The 18,739-nt window shown below is 34.4% G+C and carries 11 protein-coding genes; 7 read left to right on the top strand and 4 right to left on the bottom strand.

What is annotated here, in order from left to right:
- The 3 genes from AB8B65_RS13420 to AB8B65_RS13410 all read right to left on the bottom strand — a co-directional run bounded on the left by AB8B65_RS13420 (position 1) and on the right by AB8B65_RS13410 (position 6,498).
- On the bottom strand, positions 1-2,484 hold the full coding sequence (locus tag AB8B65_RS13420) for a hypothetical protein (RefSeq protein WP_405301615.1): 2,484 nt from the start codon (positions 2,482-2,484) through the stop codon (positions 1-3).
- Between the two features lie 179 nt (positions 2,485-2,663).
- Positions 2,664-4,592 carry a hypothetical protein gene (locus AB8B65_RS13415; RefSeq protein ID WP_405301614.1) on the bottom strand — a complete coding sequence of 643 codons (1,929 nt, stop codon included), beginning with the start codon at positions 4,590-4,592 and terminating at the stop codon, positions 2,664-2,666.
- A gap of 10 nt (positions 4,593-4,602) precedes the next feature.
- Positions 4,603-6,498 (bottom strand): DUF3857 domain-containing protein, encoded by a 1,896-nt coding sequence (locus AB8B65_RS13410; protein WP_405301613.1) that lies wholly within the window; start codon positions 6,496-6,498, stop codon positions 4,603-4,605.
- Positions 6,499-6,664: 166 nt separating this feature from the next.
- Here AB8B65_RS13410 and AB8B65_RS13405 point away from each other — a divergent pair, with 166 nt between their 5' ends.
- On the top strand, positions 6,665-7,753 hold the full coding sequence (locus tag AB8B65_RS13405; protein WP_405301612.1) for an AMP-binding protein: 1,089 nt from the start codon (positions 6,665-6,667) through the stop codon (positions 7,751-7,753).
- A 503-nt stretch (positions 7,754-8,256) separates the two neighbouring features.
- Positions 8,257-10,179 carry a von Willebrand factor type A domain-containing protein gene (locus AB8B65_RS13400; protein ID WP_405301611.1) on the top strand — a complete coding sequence of 641 codons (1,923 nt, stop codon included), beginning with the start codon at positions 8,257-8,259 and terminating at the stop codon, positions 10,177-10,179.
- Positions 10,180-11,000: 821 nt separating this feature from the next.
- Here the strand turns inward: AB8B65_RS13400 and AB8B65_RS13395 are convergent.
- Positions 11,001-12,629, bottom strand: a complete 1,629-nt coding sequence (locus AB8B65_RS13395) for an acyl-CoA carboxylase subunit beta (RefSeq protein ID WP_405301610.1) — start codon at positions 12,627-12,629, stop codon at positions 11,001-11,003.
- Between the two features lie 181 nt (positions 12,630-12,810).
- On the opposite strand from AB8B65_RS13395, the gene AB8B65_RS13390 reads away from it, so the two are divergent.
- The 5 genes from AB8B65_RS13390 to AB8B65_RS13370 all read left to right on the top strand — a co-directional run bounded on the left by AB8B65_RS13390 (position 12,811) and on the right by AB8B65_RS13370 (position 18,580).
- Positions 12,811-13,347: an NADPH-dependent FMN reductase gene (locus tag AB8B65_RS13390; protein WP_405301609.1), complete on the top strand. Its 537-nt coding sequence runs from the start codon at positions 12,811-12,813 to the stop codon at positions 13,345-13,347.
- 20 nt (positions 13,348-13,367) lie between these two features.
- Entirely contained in the window at positions 13,368-13,808 is a 441-nt protein-coding gene (locus AB8B65_RS13385; protein WP_405301607.1) for a MarR family winged helix-turn-helix transcriptional regulator, read from the top strand.
- A 700-nt stretch (positions 13,809-14,508) separates the two neighbouring features.
- Positions 14,509-15,225 (top strand): pirin family protein, encoded by a 717-nt coding sequence (locus AB8B65_RS13380; protein WP_405301605.1) that lies wholly within the window; start codon positions 14,509-14,511, stop codon positions 15,223-15,225.
- A gap of 163 nt (positions 15,226-15,388) precedes the next feature.
- A complete protein-coding gene (locus tag AB8B65_RS13375; RefSeq protein WP_405301604.1) occupies positions 15,389-16,336 on the top strand; it encodes a hypothetical protein in 948 nt (315 codons plus the stop codon).
- A gap of 219 nt (positions 16,337-16,555) precedes the next feature.
- Positions 16,556-18,580 (top strand): FAD-dependent oxidoreductase, encoded by a 2,025-nt coding sequence (locus AB8B65_RS13370; protein ID WP_405301603.1) that lies wholly within the window; start codon positions 16,556-16,558, stop codon positions 18,578-18,580.
- Positions 18,581-18,739 lie beyond the last annotated feature (159 nt).

Raw genomic sequence — 18,739 nt, 5'->3', positions numbered from 1 at the left:
TCAATGCACATCAAACTGAAATAAATGAGTGCCTAACAATCCATTTCCATTAGTGCCTTCTATCTTTCCTAAAAAGGTAGTTTGCACATCAGATGTATAAAAAGTAACTGTAATTTCTCCCTTTTCATTCGAAATTAAATTTGGTGCCCAAAACAAGGTTTTCCGATTGTCAGGAAACATTTTTTCTTCTTTTGTATCGTACACAGGACTGTAAAATTCTTTTTCAGGATACATACCGCGAATTTTTACAAAACGTTCGTTATTTTGATTTTTACTTTCACTGTTAGAATCATATACTATTGTCCTACCATCATTAAGTCTATATGTTTCGCCATCTACAGGTTTTGGTCCTGAAGGATGATTGACGCAGTTTAAAATGTTAAACTGAAAGCACACATAATCGTCTGAATTTGGAATAAATCTGCCATAAGCACCAAGTTTTCTTTTGCGTCTATTGAAAGTAGAAAGATTCACTTCCTCTAAATAATTTGTTTCTGTAAAACTAAATTTTGAATTATACGAAGATTGCTTTTTTGTATACAACGGAATATCATTCGCTGGAAAAAATTGCAATTGATCTTTTGTAATTTTATCAATTTTTACAAACGGATCATACACTTCAATAATGGTATTTTTATTATTCTCGAACGGAAATAGGATCATTGCAGCACCTTTGGACAAATTGTAAGCAAAAATAGGCAGCTCAAAATTCCCTAGACTATCTACCTGAACTGCATTTACCACTGTCGGATACGCAACTTTAATAGCTTTATTTGGAGCACGTAAAAGCCTTTTATTTTCCAATCGTGTAAATACTTTTCCTTTTATAACCGTATTAAATGTTATTTTCTTCTCGCTAAAAGGAAGTTGTTTTTTGTTCCAAACATAATTTCGCCAACCTTGTGTCAGCATCAACAAATCAAGGTGTTTGGCGCTGTTTTTATTTTTTGGATTAAAATAATAATTTGCATCATACACATGACCTTTCAATTCTGAAAACAGGTAATAATGTGACATCATGCCGTAATCATTAGCTGTATCAGCATACAAATGATCGTGTACACTCATACTAAAATTTGCCACCGCAGGATTTTCATTTTCATCTTTGACTTCAAATTTCATCGTTACTTTGTCTTTTTGAACGAACGAACTTCGAGAAATCTCTTTTAATGTAAGTGTCAGTTTTTTATCAATATTAGTATAAATAAGGCGTTCTGCTAATGGTTGATAATTCTCGTCAAATACAGTTACTTCTGCAATTCCTTGTGGAAATTTGTCCATTGGCAACTTAAATCGAATGCGTTCTTTTTCCAAAGAAGCTGTCGCCATCCAATAGACGAGTCCGCGATTTTGTGCTCGTATGTACACTTTCTTTGGCGGAATATTTTTAGATCGGAATACGCTAAAATGTGCAAATTTTTCATTGCTTCGATCAACTTTTAACGTAATACCTTCGGGCAGAATTGTTGGCAACTCAAAAATCCGCTCTATTTTTGGAGAGGTCAATTGTACCGTATACTTTTGATTCGTTTTTGGTGTAATATCAAACATGCCCATTCCAGCATGTTTTGCAGAAAATGAAGAAATTTTTTTTCCATTCTCATACAAATCTCCTTTTACCTGTACAGGTCTGCCATTTGCGTCTACCGCTTTAAAAGCTACATGACTGGGTAAATTTTCTACCAAACTTCCACCTTCTGGATACATGCCAAATTGAATATCGCCAATATTTTTAAACGGAATTTCAATACGATGATTCACTTCTTTTCCTTCATGCCTTACGCGAAGTGTTATAAAATCAGCCTTTTCACTTTTTTCTGCGGGAAAATTTAGTGCAACTTCACCATTAATATCCGTTTTTACTCTAGTACGCGCCAATCGCTTTTTTCCAGTATACAATTGTGCAACTACAGTTGTGTTTCTAAACGGAACTCTACTTCTTGAAAAAACGGCAATTGTTGCGTTTACAGCTTCGTTTCGCGCATATATTCTCTTTGAAAATTCAGTATCCATCAAAATACTTGGAATGATGCTTTCTTTTAGTTGAAAACGTTTCACTGCTAATATCGTATTTGTTGTGCTTTCTAATGTGTTTTTAGTGTGAATTACCAATCGATACGAACCTACTTCTAAGGTTTCACTTAAAAACAAATGTCCGTGTGCAAAACCATTCGACGCTTCATACTTTTCTCGTAAAATGATATAATCATCTTTTTCATTAATCAATGCTGCGAAAATAATTTTTGTATCGGTAGATAGTTTTAAATCTGTGCCATTTAATAGATACGCTTTAAACCATAAATCTTCTCCGGCTTCATAAATATCTTTATCAGTGTGAATGTAAATGTTCTCTTTAAGTCTTTCAGAAGCAAGATATTCTGGTATTCGTACCAACGAATCATTGGCGACATCATCTAACAATTGTGCATTTGAGAAGCAACAACAGAAAAGGCAGAAATAGCTTAACGTAGTTTTAAAATTCATACTATTGGTAGTATTTAATCGGTTTCAATAAAGATACGAATTTTTACTTTTTTGATATGTATGTTGTGGTGTGTTTGTATGCATTCGTTCCAAAAAAATAATAAAAAAGTCCGCCATAATTGACGGACTTGTAATTTGTTGTGTGATAGATTTTCTTATGAACCTATATGCGTATTAGGTTACTCCTTCGGATTCATCAAAATTGCCGCTTTATTAAAGTCAGAAGCTGCATTGATAACTTCGCGGAAACCTTCATATTCTGCAATATCGTATTCAAATTCCTTGTAAAACTCTTCAATCATGATGGTAAGTTTTGTGCCTTCAAGCTTATAATTAGATTCAAACTTACATTTTTGCTTTCCTTCTTCATCTAACAATTCTTTTTTGATGATTAACGATTCTAAGCCTTCAACTTCGAATTCTTTCGGAATGTTTACAATGATTTCATAATTATAACGATTTGGATATTGCATCTGAATTGGATTGATACGTTTCGTTTCTTGGTACAATTCGCTTTGCGTTCCAATGACTTTTCCAACTTGAAAAATATAACTATCGCCCGCTTCTTCTAATAAAGATTCAGAAGTAATAGTGCTATTTACTAAAAATGGTGTATTGTATTCCAATTGCGCCATTTCCTTGTTTACGGTCTCGTATTTTTTAACGACTTTATCTTCAATTCCTGAACCTGTTAAATAGTCTTCAAATTCCTTGGCAGCTTCATCAGGCACTAAATTCAAATACGCACGGTTGTTCATTGCCCAATGTCCGTAATACTCTTGATTTTGGTCAATTTTCACATATTCCATTTCGTCTTCAAACGAAATATTCATGTTTCGCGCAACGCGACTGTAATCTTGATCTTTCTGTTTAATTTTATAAAAGCTAAACTGCTTTTTGTTATTTACATAGATTCCTGTATTTCCTAAAATATTTGGTGGAATTTCACTCAAACGATAATCCACACGATTTGGCGTAATATAGTTAAACGTCTTTGGAATGTAGATTAAAAATTCGCGCAAAGCACCAGGATTAAAAAATTCAGAATCGAACCTATGTTCATACACATCTGCCGTAATTACAGGCATGTATTCCACTTTTGCAGCTTCTAATAAATGCGAATATACTTTGATGATTCCTAAATCACTTGCCGATTTGTTTTCAATAATATAATCAATATCAGAAAGTTGCGCGTTGTTATTTTGTACAATTGTATAATTTGTTTTTACATAATCGTCAATCAAATACGCTTTGGTAAACTCGTCTGTTTTTTGACCTTTTAGAATCGTTTCTACAATTTTTGCAATTTCAGGATGTACTTTCTCTGGAAACATTCCGTCTGTAATATTCGTCACAACATTGCTCCACAACATGTCGTCCGTGACATTTGTTCCAAGACCAAAACATTGATACGCGATGTATGTTTTATTGGAATCGGGCGTTGCATATTCTTCCTCAATCATAGGAACAATATCTTCTAAAACCAATTGTTTTCCTTGTCTTTTGTTGTACATGCGATCATCAAAATCGGTAAAAGCATTATAGACTTTAGCACGGCCAGGAAGCTTTCCATAAATAAAATCGTATTCCAATTTTTTGATCGGATAACTTTTTTGTAATGTTTCTCTTCCAAAAGCAGAAAATTCTTTTTCTAAGGTATACAAGACTTCAATTTCAGAATCTTTTCCAGCACCTTCAATCGCAAAGATTTTAAAATCACCATATTCTTCAACATTCTTCACTTCTTTAATATTGTCTTTGTTTAGCAAAGTTACCTTTCCGTCGGGCGAAATTGTACGCGCTTTAATGTCCACAATATTGATGACTTCATACATAGAAATGTACACTGTGTTGTGTGTTTTAATACCTTTTTCGTCATGAACACGTGCAATTGTATGTGTAGTTTCAAACTTTTTTACATCTTTTCCAAAAGAAGGAGCCATATATTCTACCACATATTTTTCCATGATGGAAATGGAAGATTCGTTGGCTTCTTTTTCAGTAAGTGTATGCAAGGTTGGCTTTTTTGCCCAATCGTATTCTTTATAAAATTGAGAAAATACTTGTGTTGAACTTAAACACAAAAGGATGACAATAACTGCTCTCATAAATGTTGATTTATTTTTCAATGATGATACTTTTTTTGTAGGCTTTTATTAATTTTTTGATGAAACCATTCCAATCTTCAAAATCTTCTTTTTCTACACGCAATGTGTTTATGTATATGACTTTATGTTGAATAATTTCGCTTTCTTTTTTTTCGTAATGAATGTCAAAACCATACTTTTCCCCTTCGTATTTAATAGGTTTTGGAACAGAAGTTACATTGTAACCACTTGGAATCACAAAGGTTGTTGTATATTCTTTTTGAAACTTATGATCAATTTTTTTGGCATATTTACGCGCTTCAATATCAATTTTTTGTTTTGATAAGGCGCGATCAATGTTGAGGTTTAAAATTGTTTTTGAACCAATTGTTTTGGCATAACTTTCAATCAGTAAATCAAAATCGAGCGTCAAGGTTTCATGTTTAGATTCCAACGGAGAAACCTGAATATTTTGATATTTTGTTTTGTTATTTCCGATTGCCAACGTTGTATTCAAAAATTCTTCTTCGGTAATATCTTTTTTCTTGTAGAGGTAATCTGTGACAAAATCAACGCGTTCATAACCTGTCATCACACGTTTTTCAGAAGCTTTAATTGCGCCATTTTCAAAGGTGATTGTCGTATTAATAATCGTTTTACTTTTTTCTGAAGACTGCACCGGAACTTTTTTCAGTACAAATCTATCTGGCGAAATTCCAATCAAGGCTTCTTTTGTTTGTGTAAATGAACTCGGCATGCCAAAATTGACATAACTATCGGTTCCATCAATAAAAATCGTATCCTTATCAATAACAGTTGCCGTTATCATGTGATTGTCTACCATTGGCGTTGGTACTTCGTCATACAAATATGGACGATCGCGCGTACCAATCCAGGTTCTAAACGATGGAATTCCCACACGATTTAGCATTACATACAATAAATTTGCCATGTCTTTACAATCGCCATAACGGTTTTTGCAAACACTTGCAGCACCGCGTGGAATAAATCCGCCTAAGCCATCTTCAAAGGCAACATACGTAATATTTCCTTGTACCCAATTGTAAATAGCTTTCGCTTTTTCACGATCTGTACTGTACTTTTTTGCAATATCTTCGGCAATTTTATACACGTTTTTCAAGTCATTTTCATCCACTTGTTTCGCTAACGAAGCATACCAACTGTACAAATCCTTTACATTATTTAAAACTGGAATCGTTTTGCCTTTTTCGGTATAATTCTTTATGTGTAAAATAACATGCGGTAAGTGATACAAAGCGGCTTCGGCATTATCTTCCGAAGTGAATTTCGTCACGTTTTCGGAAGTCCAAGTGTATACATTACTATTTTTAGTTTCTTCTTTCTTAAAATCAATTTGAATATTTTCGGTGTGAAATTCCTTAAAGCCAATTTCTACATTCTTAGGAAACTCAATGCGTAAAACGGCTTTTTGTGTTGACGCATAGGTTCCAAAACGGAACAAGCCTAAAAAGTGTGGTTCGTTGATGACTTCCTTATATTTTAACTCGGTAATTGCGCCTTTTGTAACACCAGGAAACGTAAAGTTTTTCGTTTGTTGATCGCTGTAAAAAATACCATCATCAAATTCGTGTTTCGTTTCAATATAATCTACTTTCAAGGTCTTTCCAGAAGCTGGTAAATACGTAGTTGCTTCAATATCTTCTAATTTGGTAAAACTATCAAAATGAAGTGATTCGTTTGCGTAATACAGATTGTTTGCGGTTACATATTCTCCTTTTTCGTGAATGCGCTTCACAATAGTAAAAGCTCCTTTTTTCAAATTGATTTTGATGTCTTCGGAACGTTCTAAAAAACGGAAATCTTCGGAAGCGTTTTTCTGCGCAAAGCAAACATGAATTGCAAAGAATAAAAGCAATACAGGGAATTTCAAATATGATGTCGTCATAAATTACAGTTTAAAATCGTATGGAGAAACCTACTTTAGTAAAACAATTCCTTTTTATAGTTATTGTGTTGAAAAATAGACATGAACCACTAAATTACTAAAAACTACGCAATGAATTAGTGATTTTTCCTCGCGAATCTTTAATTTTATAGAACAATTAACAAAAATGATTCCAAGCTTTAAAAATATTCACCCAAAATTCAAATTAGATGGTATACACTTTGATGGCGAAGGCTTAAAAGAAGTAGCCTATAGTTTTGTAAAAGAAGGAAAACCGTATGAACAAACGATGGGCAATTTTTTAATCGATTGGCTCGATGACAAAGAATATATAGTTGTATTTACTTCTGGATCCACAGGAAAACCAAAGCAAATTCGTTTGAAAAAACAAGCAATGGTACATTCTGCGTTGGCTACAGGCGATTTTTTTGGAATTGAATCTGGCGATAAAGCCTTGCAATGTCTACCTTCAAACTTTATCGCAGGAAAAATGATGTTGGTGCGCGCCATGATTTTAGGACTTTCGTTAGATATTGTCGCGCCAAGCTTAAATCCGTTAGAAAAACTGCAAAAAAACTATGATTTCTGTGCGATGGTTCCGTTGCAAGTTGAAAATTCATTAGCACATTTACACCAAATCAAAACTTTACTTGTTGGTGGTGCGCCAGCTTCTAGTATTTTGATAGCACGTTTGCAAACAGTTTCAACTAAAATATATGCTACATACGGAATGACAGAAACGATTACGCATATTGCGGCAAAACCGTTAAATTATCTCCCGAAAGGTGCAACAGCAATTTATAAAACCTTACCGAATATTCACATCAGTACGGACGATCGAAATTGTTTGGTGATTGATGCGCCACGAATTACCGAAGAAAAAATAAGCACGAATGATGTTGTTAAAATCATCTCAGAAACCGAATTTAATTGGCTAGGACGATTTGACAATGTCATAAATAGTGGCGGAATCAAACTCCATCCAGAGCAAATAGAGGAGAAGCTGAATTCATTTATCAATACACGGTTTTTTGTTGCAGCTATTGCTGATGAAAAACTTGGAAAAAAGCTGATTTTACTTATAGAAGCTACAGAAAAACAACTTGATACTTCGCAGCTTTTACAAACGATTAAACAATCGGAAAAGTTCTCCAAATTCGAAATTCCTAAAGCGATTTACACAGTGCCAGACTTTGTAGAAACCAATACTGGGAAAGTGCAACGCGCTAAGACTGTTGCGTCTTTGAAGGTTTAATTTTTGTTATTCGTTATATTCAACTTCAAGCCGTCAGTTCGAATAGCAAATCTATGATTTGTTGTATCGAGAACAGCTTGGCAAAATCATAGTAAATCTCGATACTAATTTGTTTTACAAATTCACTCGATTTGACGTTAGGGAATCATATTCAGTTTTTCATTTTCATTTTCAGTTTCGATTTCAACTTCAACTTCACAACCCTCAGTTCGAGTAATTTTTGCGCATTGAGCGAAGTCGAAACGCAAGAAAATTGTATCGAGAACAGCTTGGGAAAATCATAGTAAATCTCGATACTAATTTGTTTTACAAGTTCACTCGATTTGACGTTAATGAATCATATTCAGTTTTTCATTTTCATTTTCAACTTCAACTTCTACTTCAACTTCTACTTCTACTTCAACTTCACACGTTCCCTAACTCAAAACGCCACTTCACGCATTTACAGTTTTTTAGCATCGTTTGGATACTTAGTTTCGTGTAAACATTTAAAACAATACGTGATGAAAAAATTCTTAACACTATGCATATTCTTGGTCATTAGCCAGGCATGGGCACAAAAAATAGAAGTCAGCGGACAAATTACTGACGAAGCTGGACTGCCATTGCCAGGCGCATCCATACTTATAAAAGGAACAACGAAAGGTAAAACTGCCGATTTTGATGGAAAATATAAGATGCAAACCAATGTTGGCGCAACTTTAGTATTTTCTTATGTTGGATTTGCTACACAGGAAGTTGTGGTAACACAGGCTACTATGAATGTGCAAATGAAAGGAGATGCAACTTTAGATGAGGTAGTTGTAGTAGCATACGGAATAAAAAAAGAAAATAAGGCAGTAGGTTCAGCCATATCAGTTGTTCAATCTGAAAACGTAAATCAAGTACTACAAGGACAAGCAGCTGGGATTAGAGTTAATACTGGTAGTGGGCAAAATCTAGGAAGTAAAATAGCAATTAGAGGATACGCTTCATTAAGTGGAAATCAATCGTATCACAATCCACAATATCAAACATCAAACGAATCATACAAAGAAATCAACGAAAATACCTTTAAAAGAGCAACATTAACGCCGTTATCTACATTTTCAATTGATGTCGATAGAGCTTCGTATAGTAACGTACGCAGAATGATTAATAACGGAATAGATGTTCCTGCAGATGCTGTAAAAATTGAAGAAATGATCAACTATTTTCAGTACGATTACAAACAACCTAAAGGAAGACATCCATTGGTAATTCACACCGAAGTTGGCGTAACACCGTGGAATAAAGACACTAAATTGTTAAAAATTGCTTTGAAAGGAAAAGAAATTCCTTTAAACAAAATTCCACCATCAAACTTTACATTTTTAATCGATGTTTCGGGTTCTATGTCAGCTCAAAACAAATTACCATTGCTCAAAAAAGCATTCAAATTAATGGTAGATAAAATGCGAAAAGAAGACAAAGTTGCCATTGTAGTTTATGCTGGCGCAGCAGGATTGGTGTTAGAACCAACTTCTGGAGCTGAGAAAGAAAAAATTATGAATGCGTTGAACAATCTATCATCTGGAGGATCAACCGCAGGTGGCGCAGGAATTGAATTGGCATATAAAATTGCTACAGATAATTTCATTAAAAAAGGAAACAATCGTGTGATTATGGCGACTGATGGCGATTTTAATGTAGGAATAAGAAGTAGCAGCGACATGGAAACACTCATTGAAGAAAAACGTGAAACTGGCGTATACTTATCTGTATTAGGTTTTGGAATGGGGAATTATAAAAATGATCGTTTGGAATTGTTAGCTGATAAAGGAAACGGAAATCATGCATATATTGATACAATGCAAGAAGCCTATAAAATATTCGGAAAGGAATTTGGCGGAACATTATATACAATTGCGAAAGATGTAAAATTGCAATTAGAATTCAATCCAAATACAGTACAAGGATATCGTTTAATTGGGTATGAAAATCGTTTGTTGAATGATGAAGATTTTAAAGATGATAAAAAAGACGCAGGCGAATTGGGCGCAGGACATGTGGTTACGGCTTTATATGAAATCATTCCGGTTGGCGTAGAATCTGCTTATTTAAAAGATGTAGATAATTTAAAATATACAAGTCAGAATACAAATAAAAAATCATACTCTGACGAATTACTTACTGTAAAAATTCGCTACAAAAAGCCAAACAAGAACAGAAGCATTCAGTTAAAAGCGGTAGTTGAGAATAAAGTAGCAAAAAATGCATCAACTGATTTTAACTTTACGGCGGCAGTTGCTTTATTTGGAATGCAGTTAAGAAATTCTAACTATAATAACGACTCAAAACTTAAAGATGTAATCGCTTTAGCAGAATTGGGTAGAGGAGAAGACAAAAACGGATACAGAGCAGAATTCATCCGATTGGTAAAAGCAAAACCAACGGCAACTAAGTAAGTATGTCACTTTACTCATCAATACAGCGTGTTTGCTCAATATGGGTTTGAGAATCAAAAGTATCAACGTACTTTTAATATAGAATTAACGAAAGGTTGGTTGTTTAGTTGTTTTGAAAAACCTAGTAAAATTCATACTTGCTAGGTTTTTCTTTTTTTGTTAAAAAATTCATAAAAATTATATAGAATGGCATAGAATTTGTGACTTAGTTAGAAGCGAATCTTTGCTTTCAAAATGAAATAAAGATTAGGTTATTTTAGGTTTTTTAGGGGGAAAAGGTCTGGTAATTAGGTTACTAGGCCTTTTCTTATTTGTTGAGCTTTCAAGTTGGTTTTGAGTTATTAGTATTGAGTATTGAGAGATTTCAATGTAGATTTTGAGGTTTTAAGCAGAAATTATGAAATTAGTAGTAGTTTTTAATGTTAAAAATTTCAAACAACAAAGCCTATAAGTTCATAAATTTAGAAATCTATACCTTGAACAACTGAGGAAGTAAACAACTTTATCAGCAACAAAACAAGCCTAATAATCTAATAGTAAAACCATCTAAAAGCGAGCGATCCATACCCAAAGTTTCAAAACTTGAACTTTTAGGTTGAGGATTTGAAAGCTATCAATTTGTTTGTTAAAGAAGATTTTAACTTTCTTGCAGCATTTTAAAATCAAAACAAAATACGCTTCCTAAAAGAAACAGATTGCCACGTCGCTGTGCTTCACAAAGACGTATCAAACATGTCTAAAATCTAGTAGCGATCTAATAAGGCAAAGTCGATTTAAAAGCAAAACGGTCTAACAATCTAATAAGGCAAAGTCGTTTCTAATCAAACTTGAATCACACCCAAATTAAAAGGTTTCTCAATCGGCGCCTGATTGGCAGCTTCAATTCCCATAGAAATCCAAGTTCGGGTATCTAACGGATTTATAATTGCATCTGTCCATAAACGTGCCGCCGCATAATACGGAGAAATCTGCTTATCGTAACGCGATTTAATGCTGCTGAATAATTCTTCTTCTTTCTCTTTCGTAATTTCTTCGCCTTTCTTCTTTAAGGAAGCTTTCTCGATCTGTAACAATACCTTTGCGGCAGAATTTCCACTCATAACTGCCAATTCAGCACTTGGCCAAGCGGCAATCAATCGCGGATCGTATGCTTTTCCGCACATTGCATAATTTCCTGCTCCGTACGAATTTCCAATCACAATGGTAAACTTAGGAACCACACTATTACTCACGGCATTTACCATTTTGGCACCATCTTTAATAATTCCGCCATGTTCCGATTTGCTTCCAACCATAAATCCTGTTACATCTTGTAAAAATACTAGTGGAATCTTCTTTTGATTACAATTTGCAATAAATCGAGTTGCTTTATCAGCTGAATCTGAATAAATAACACCTCCAAACTGCATTTCTCCCTTTTTAGTTTTTACCAACTTACGTTGATTGGCTACAATTCCAACTGCCCAACCATCAATTCTTGCGTATGCGGTAATAATACTTTTTCCGTATCCTTCTTTATATTCATCAAACTCAGAACCATCAACAATTCGCTTGATGATTTCTTTCATATCATACTGTTCGTGACGTGCTTTTGGTAGAATTCCAAACATATCATCTGGATTTTCAGAAGGTTTTGCTGCTTTAATTCTATTATAACCTGTTGGTGTATAATCACCAATCTTGCTCACAATATTCTGAATGGTCGTTAGTGCATCTTTATCGTCTTTCGATTTATAATCGGTCACGCCAGAAATTTCACAATGTGTTGTGGCACCACCTAAAGTTTCATTGTCAATACTTTCGCCAATAGCGGCTTTCACTAAGTAACTTCCCGCAAGGAAAATACTTCCTGTTTTATCAACTATCAGTGCTTCATCACTCATAATAGGCAAATATGCACCACCAGCAACACAACTTCCCATAACGGCAGCTATTTGGGTAATTCCCATACTACTCATTACAGCGTTATTTCTAAAAATACGTCCAAAATGTTCTTTATCAGGAAAAATTTCGTCTTGCATAGGTAAATACACACCAGCGCTATCTACCAAATAAATAATAGGCAATCTGTTTTCTATAGAAATTTCTTGTGCACGTAAGTTCTTTTTTGCGGTAATAGGAAACCAAGCGCCTGCTTTTACAGTTGCATCATTTGCAACAACAATACATTGTTTTCCTTTCACATAACCAATCTTTACTACAACGCCACCAGAAGGACAACCGCCGTGTGCTGAGTACATTTCATCACCTACAAAAGCACCAATTTCAATCGATGGTTTTTTGCTATCTAGCAGAAAATCAATACGTTCGCGCGCAGTCATTTTCCCTTTAGCGTGCAATTTATCAATGCGTTTCTGTCCGCCACCAAGCGCTACTTTTGCTAGGCGTTTGCGTAAATCTGATGCTAAAAGTTTATTGTGATCTTCGTTTTTATTGAAGTTAATGTCCATGGTTATTAATTTTTCAGTTGCTAAAATACGAAACTAATATCGCTATTGAAAGGAGCAAAGTTTGAAAGTTTTCTTAAAATATCATAAATAATATTACACGGAAATAGTTTCCTTGGAATATAAAAATATTTTTCGTAGGTTTGTATCATCAAATAGAAAAAAAATTAAAAAAATACAACACATGAAAACAATAATAGCCTTTGCCGGAAGTGACAGTAAAACATCAATAAACAAAAAATTAGCAGCGTATACAGCAGGTTTAGTCGAAGATGCAGAAGTAAAAGTGTTAGACTTAAACGATTACGAATTACCATTGTATGGAATTGACAGAGAAAATGAAATCGGAATTCCAGAAAACGCACACGCATTCTTAAAAGAAATCAAAGCTGCTGATGGAATCGTATTGTCTTTAGCAGAACATAACGGAGCGTATGCAACAGTTTTTAAAAATATCTTTGATTGGATGTCACGCATAGACGGAAAATTATGGTCAGATAAACCAATGTTAGTAATGGCAACATCACTAGGAGCTCGCGGTGGACAAACGGTTTTAGACATTGCAAAAGGAAGATTACCATACATGGGTGGAAATATTGTAGGTGATTATTCATTACCAAGTTTCAACGACAATTTTAAAGATGGAAAACTAATTGATGCTGCTTTGCTTGAAAAATTACAAGCTGAGGTTGCTAAATTGAAAGTTGCAATTCATTCTTAAAAAACTAAAATCATCTATTTATGGGAGACATCTCTAAAGACATACAATCAACATTTCCATCGGAAAAAGTGAAAGCTTTAATCAATATCAAATACACAGCAAATTGGATCAATAGTAATGAGAACGAATTCTTTAAACCATTCGGAATCTCACCACAACAATTCAATATCTTGCGCATATTAAGAGGTGCAGGAAAAGCGATCAAAGTTCAGGAAATTAAAGACCGAATGATTGAAAGAGCTCCAAATGCAACGCGTTTAATGGACAAGCTATGCAGTAAAAATTTCATAGAACGCATTCCATGTCCAGACGATAGAAGAGTAGTGCACATTGCAATTACAACTGATGGACTCAACTTACTGGCAGAAATAGATAAACTAGGAGAAAAAAGAAAAATTCTCGACAAGCTAACGGAAGAAGAAGCCAAGCAATTAAGCAATCTCTTGGACAAAGTCCGTTAATAGCTTTTGCACTAATAAAAGGCTCTCTAAAAAGCGCATAAGTCGTCATTTTTGACTTGATACAGTATTTCATAAAGCTGATTTTTAATTGCTATGCGAAACCGTATCGAGTTCGGTTTGATAGAAATATAACTTTTTAGACAGTCTATTTTTAAAAGCAAATATATTCCATGGAAAATAAAAAAGAAAATAACACATCACGGAAGCTTTAAGAGATTACCAACAGGTAAAAATGGGGCATCTCTACTAAAACTTTTAGATATTAGTATTGAGTATTGAGAAGTTTTAAAGCACAATCTATGAGGTCTGAGGCTCTCGAAGACCAAAACGAATTGACAAAAGGAAGTAAAGCAGATTAATAGTAGCAAAGCGGCAAAAATAATTTGGGCGTAACCTTCGCGAAAAATCGAAGGTCGCGCTTTCGAGAGTCGCTCTCTCTGAGGAGCTCCAACAAATCTCTCAATCGCTTACGCTAGTTCAAAGAGTATTTAGATTTAAGAACTGAGTATTGAGAATTTCCAAAACACAATTAGCTGTTTATGAGATGTTTGAAGGTCAAAATAAATCAACAAATAGACAAAAAATAAATAGACAAAAATGAAGTTGAATAGTTTATAAGTTTAGCAGTTTAGTCTTTGAAACAAATAGGAAATAAATAACTTAACACACAACACACAACACACAACACACAACACACAAAATGAAAACAATACTTCACAGAGCAAATACAAGAGGAAAAGCAAATCACGGATGGCTTAAAAGTCATCATAGTTTTAGTTTCGCAAGTTTCCAAGATCCGACAAAAATGGGCTTCGGACAACTCAGAGTCTTAAATGACGATATTGTACAACCAAAAATGGGTTTCGGAACACATCCACATCAAAACATGGAAATCATTTCCATTCCGTTAAGCGGAGCATTATCGCACAAAGATAGTATGGACAACAAACGCGCCATCACAGTTGGAGAAGTGCAAGTCATGTCGGCAGGAACAGGTTTACAGCATTCCGAATTCAATGACAGTAAAACCGATGAAGTTAACTTTTTACAACTATGGATTCAGCCACAAGAATTAGGTGTAGCACCACGTTACGAGCAAAAACAATTTGATCAAAACAAACGTGAAAATAAATTTCAAACAGTCGTTGCGCCAAAAGATAAGGTTATTGATGACGCACTTTGGATTCACCAAGACGCATACATTTCATTAGGAAACTTTGATGCTTCACAAACAGTCAATTTCAAACTAAACAATGCTTCACACGGAATCTACGTATTCTTACTAGAAGGAGAAATTGCAATAAACGACGAAATACTTTCTAAAAAAGATGCGCTAGGTATTTGGGAAACAGAAAATATAGACATCAATATCAAAGAAAATTCAAGAATCTTAGTGGTTGAGGTTCCTATGAATTGATCAAGAGAAAATCAAAAACTTTCACAGAAAGCTGCTTCAAAAAAGATATCCTTTTGAAGCAGCTTTTTTTAGTAATTCCTTTTTATTATTTTGATTATTAATAAGATTATTTTAGTTTTATCAACTCCCAATACATAAACATTCCACATTTAAAACTGAAGTTATGAAATACGTGTACGCGTTGCTATTTTTAATTTTATTATCATCTTGCGGTAACAACTTATCAAGAAGTGAAGCTGAAGATTTGATTAACAAACACAATAAATTTACTGTATTAGGGCAAAAGCCAAGAACTAACAGTCAAGCAAAATATAATGGTACACAACAAGGGTATTGGCAGAAAAATGGAACTATTACACAAAAAGGGAAAACGTATTTCTACAATAAAAATTACAATAATATTACATTAAAAAGACCCGGAAAGGCAGTTGTAACTACTATAGACGGAATTGCTGATGCTGGAAATAATTCAAAAACAAAAGAAGTACAGTTTTCTTGGGAATATGCAAATATTGATGAAGTTGTAAAAAGATTTATCATAAAAGGAGGCACAGGAAAAGCCTTTCTTCGAAAATTTGATGATGGTTGGCGTGTAAATAACATATCTTTTTCATACAAAAATGAAAGCTTCCCATTAACAGCAGCAAATAAAGCCAACATCAAGAATGATATTGAAATTGAAAAGCAAAGACAAATTGAAGAACAAAAAAGGAGAGAAGCAGCATTAGCAAAACGAAAAGCCGAAGAAGAAAAAAGGAATTTACTCATTGCAGCATCAAAAAAAGTAAATAAAACCTTAGGAACCTTTAACGGAATTCATGGTTTTACAGGACGTAAACTAAAAGAAAAAATAACACTGACCGATGTACATATTTATAGAAACTTACCAGGAACAGAAAACAATCTGAATATTTGGTTAGGCGCTATCACACAAAGGCCAACAGCGCATAGATTTAATCAGACCGCTATGGGATGGAATGGTTTTGCGATCAAAGTAAACAACAAAAATATTAAGTTTAAAGAGCAGAATGAAGCAACACGTTTTTACAATATGTTGAACACTGCTATTGATAATTGGAATAAAAAATATCCTGAATTGAAAAAAATATAATAAAGGAAAACTTCTACAAAAAATGCTGTTTTATGAATTTAAAGCAGCATTTTTATTTAAATAAAAACAACTCCAATTTCAACGCAAACAACGAATAATATGCGACACTTCTCAAAAAAGAGTTATATTGCATACTATTATGCACGCATAATAAAATAAGGGTGTTCTTTTTGAAAGAATTGTACTATATTTATGACAACCACAAAACGATCAGTATACATGAAATACAAGCATATTTTTGAACCATTAGATCTCGGATTTACAACACTAAAAAACCGTGTGTTAATGGGTTCCATGCACACAGGCTTGGAAGAAGAAAAAAATGGATTTGAACGTTTGGCAGCTTTCTACGGAGAACGCGCAAAAGGCGGAGTCGGATTGATTGTCACAGGAGGAATGGCACCTAGTGTTCGCGGTTGGTTAACGCCATTTTCATCACGAATGAGCACAAAAAAACATGCCAAAAAGCACAAAGTAATCACTGAAGCAGTACATAAAAATGGTGGAAAAATATGCATGCAAATTCTACATGCAGGTCGTTACGGATATCATCCGTTAAATGTTGCACCTTCGGCAATTCAATCGCCAATAACCCCATTTAAACCGAAAAAATTAAGCGGAAATAGTGTCAAAAAAACAATCAAAAGTTTTGCGAAATCTGCGGCATTGGCTCAAATAGCTGGGTACGATGGAGTCGAAATTATGGGTTCGGAAGGATACTTAATCAACCAATTTACAGCCGAACGTACCAATATACGTTCTGATAAATGGGGAGGAAATTACGCCAATCGCATGAAATTTGCAGTAGAAACTGTAAAAGGAGTTCGCGAAGCTGTTGGAAAAGAATTCATCATTATATATCGTTTGTCTATGCTCGATTTGGTAGATAAAGGAAGTAGTTGGGAAGAAGTAGTACAACTCGGAAAAGCGATTGAAAAAGCTGGCGCAACTATCATAAATACAGGAATTGGTTGGCATGAATCTAGAATTCCTACGATTGCAACTTCGGTTCCAAGAGCAGCATTTACGTGGATTACGGAACGCATGAAAAAAGAAGTGAGTGTGCCACTTATCACTTCAAACAGAATTAACATGCCAAGTGTTGCTGAAAAAATACTAGCAGACGGACATGCAGATATGATTTCAATGGCGCGACCATTTTTGGCTGATGCCGAATGGGTAAACAAAGCTGCCGAAGAAAAAGACGAAGAAATTAATACGTGTATTGCATGTAATCAAGCATGTTTAGATCACATATTCAAGAAAAAAATAGCTAGCTGTTTGGTAAATCCAAGAGCTTGTCACGAAACAGAATTCGATTACAAACCAGCAAGTATCAAAAAGAAAATTGCAGTTATTGGAGCTGGACCAGCAGGATTGGCAGCAGCGACCATTGCTGCACAACGCGGACATGAAGTCACACTTTTTGACGATCATACAGAAGTTGGAGGACAATTCAATATTGCAAAACAAATTCCAGGAAAAGAAGAATTTTATGAAACTGTTCGTTATTTCAACAAACAAATTGAATTGCACAATGTCGAATTGCAATTAGGTAAACGCGTTACTGCGGATGAACTTTCGCAAAGGAGTTTTGAAGAAATCATTCTGGCAACAGGAATCAAACCAAGAGTTCCAAAAATTGAAGGTATTGAAAACAAAAAAGTACTCAGTTACTTAGATGTTTTAAAGCATAAAAAACCTGTTGGAAAACGTGTAGCTGTTATTGGCGCAGGCGGAATTGGTTTTGATGTTTCGGAATACTTATCACATGAAGGCGAATCTACCTCGCAAAATATTGATGCTTGGTTGCAAGAATGGGGAATTGATAAAACATTGGAAGCACGTGGCGGAATTGAAAACATGCAACCGAACTTTCACGGTTCGCCAAGAGAAATTTTCATGTTCAAACGAAGCAAAGGGAAATTTGGAGGTAACTTAGGAAAAACCACAGGTTGGATTCATAGAGCGAACTTAAAAAAGAAAAAAGTAAACTTTATTGGAGAAGTTCAGTATACAAAAATTGACGACACAGGATTGCATTACACGCAAAATGAAGAAGCCAAAGTATTGGAAGTTGATAACATTGTCATTTGTGCAGGACAAACACCTTTAAAAGAATTGTTAGATCCTTTACAAGCCAAAGGAATGACGGTACACGTAATTGGTGGCGCAGACATTGCAGCAGAATTAGACGCAAAACGTGCTATTGACCAAGGAAGCAGATTGGCTGCTGAGTTATAGAAATATAAAATTAACACATACACAAAACTCGCAATATTCTAATGAACGTTGCGGGTTTTCTTTTTTTAATTCTTAACTTTAAGCATATATTTTTCACTTCTCAAAAATGATTTTTTTATGAAGAAAAACATACAAGTTACATTCATACTTGCCATGCTA

The sequence above is a fragment of the Kordia sp. genome, assembly GCF_045105435.1.
Lineage (GTDB): Bacteria > Bacteroidota > Bacteroidia > Flavobacteriales > Flavobacteriaceae > Kordia.
The sequence above is the reverse complement of the archived record's forward strand: the minus strand, read 5'-3'. Positions and strand labels throughout refer to the sequence as shown.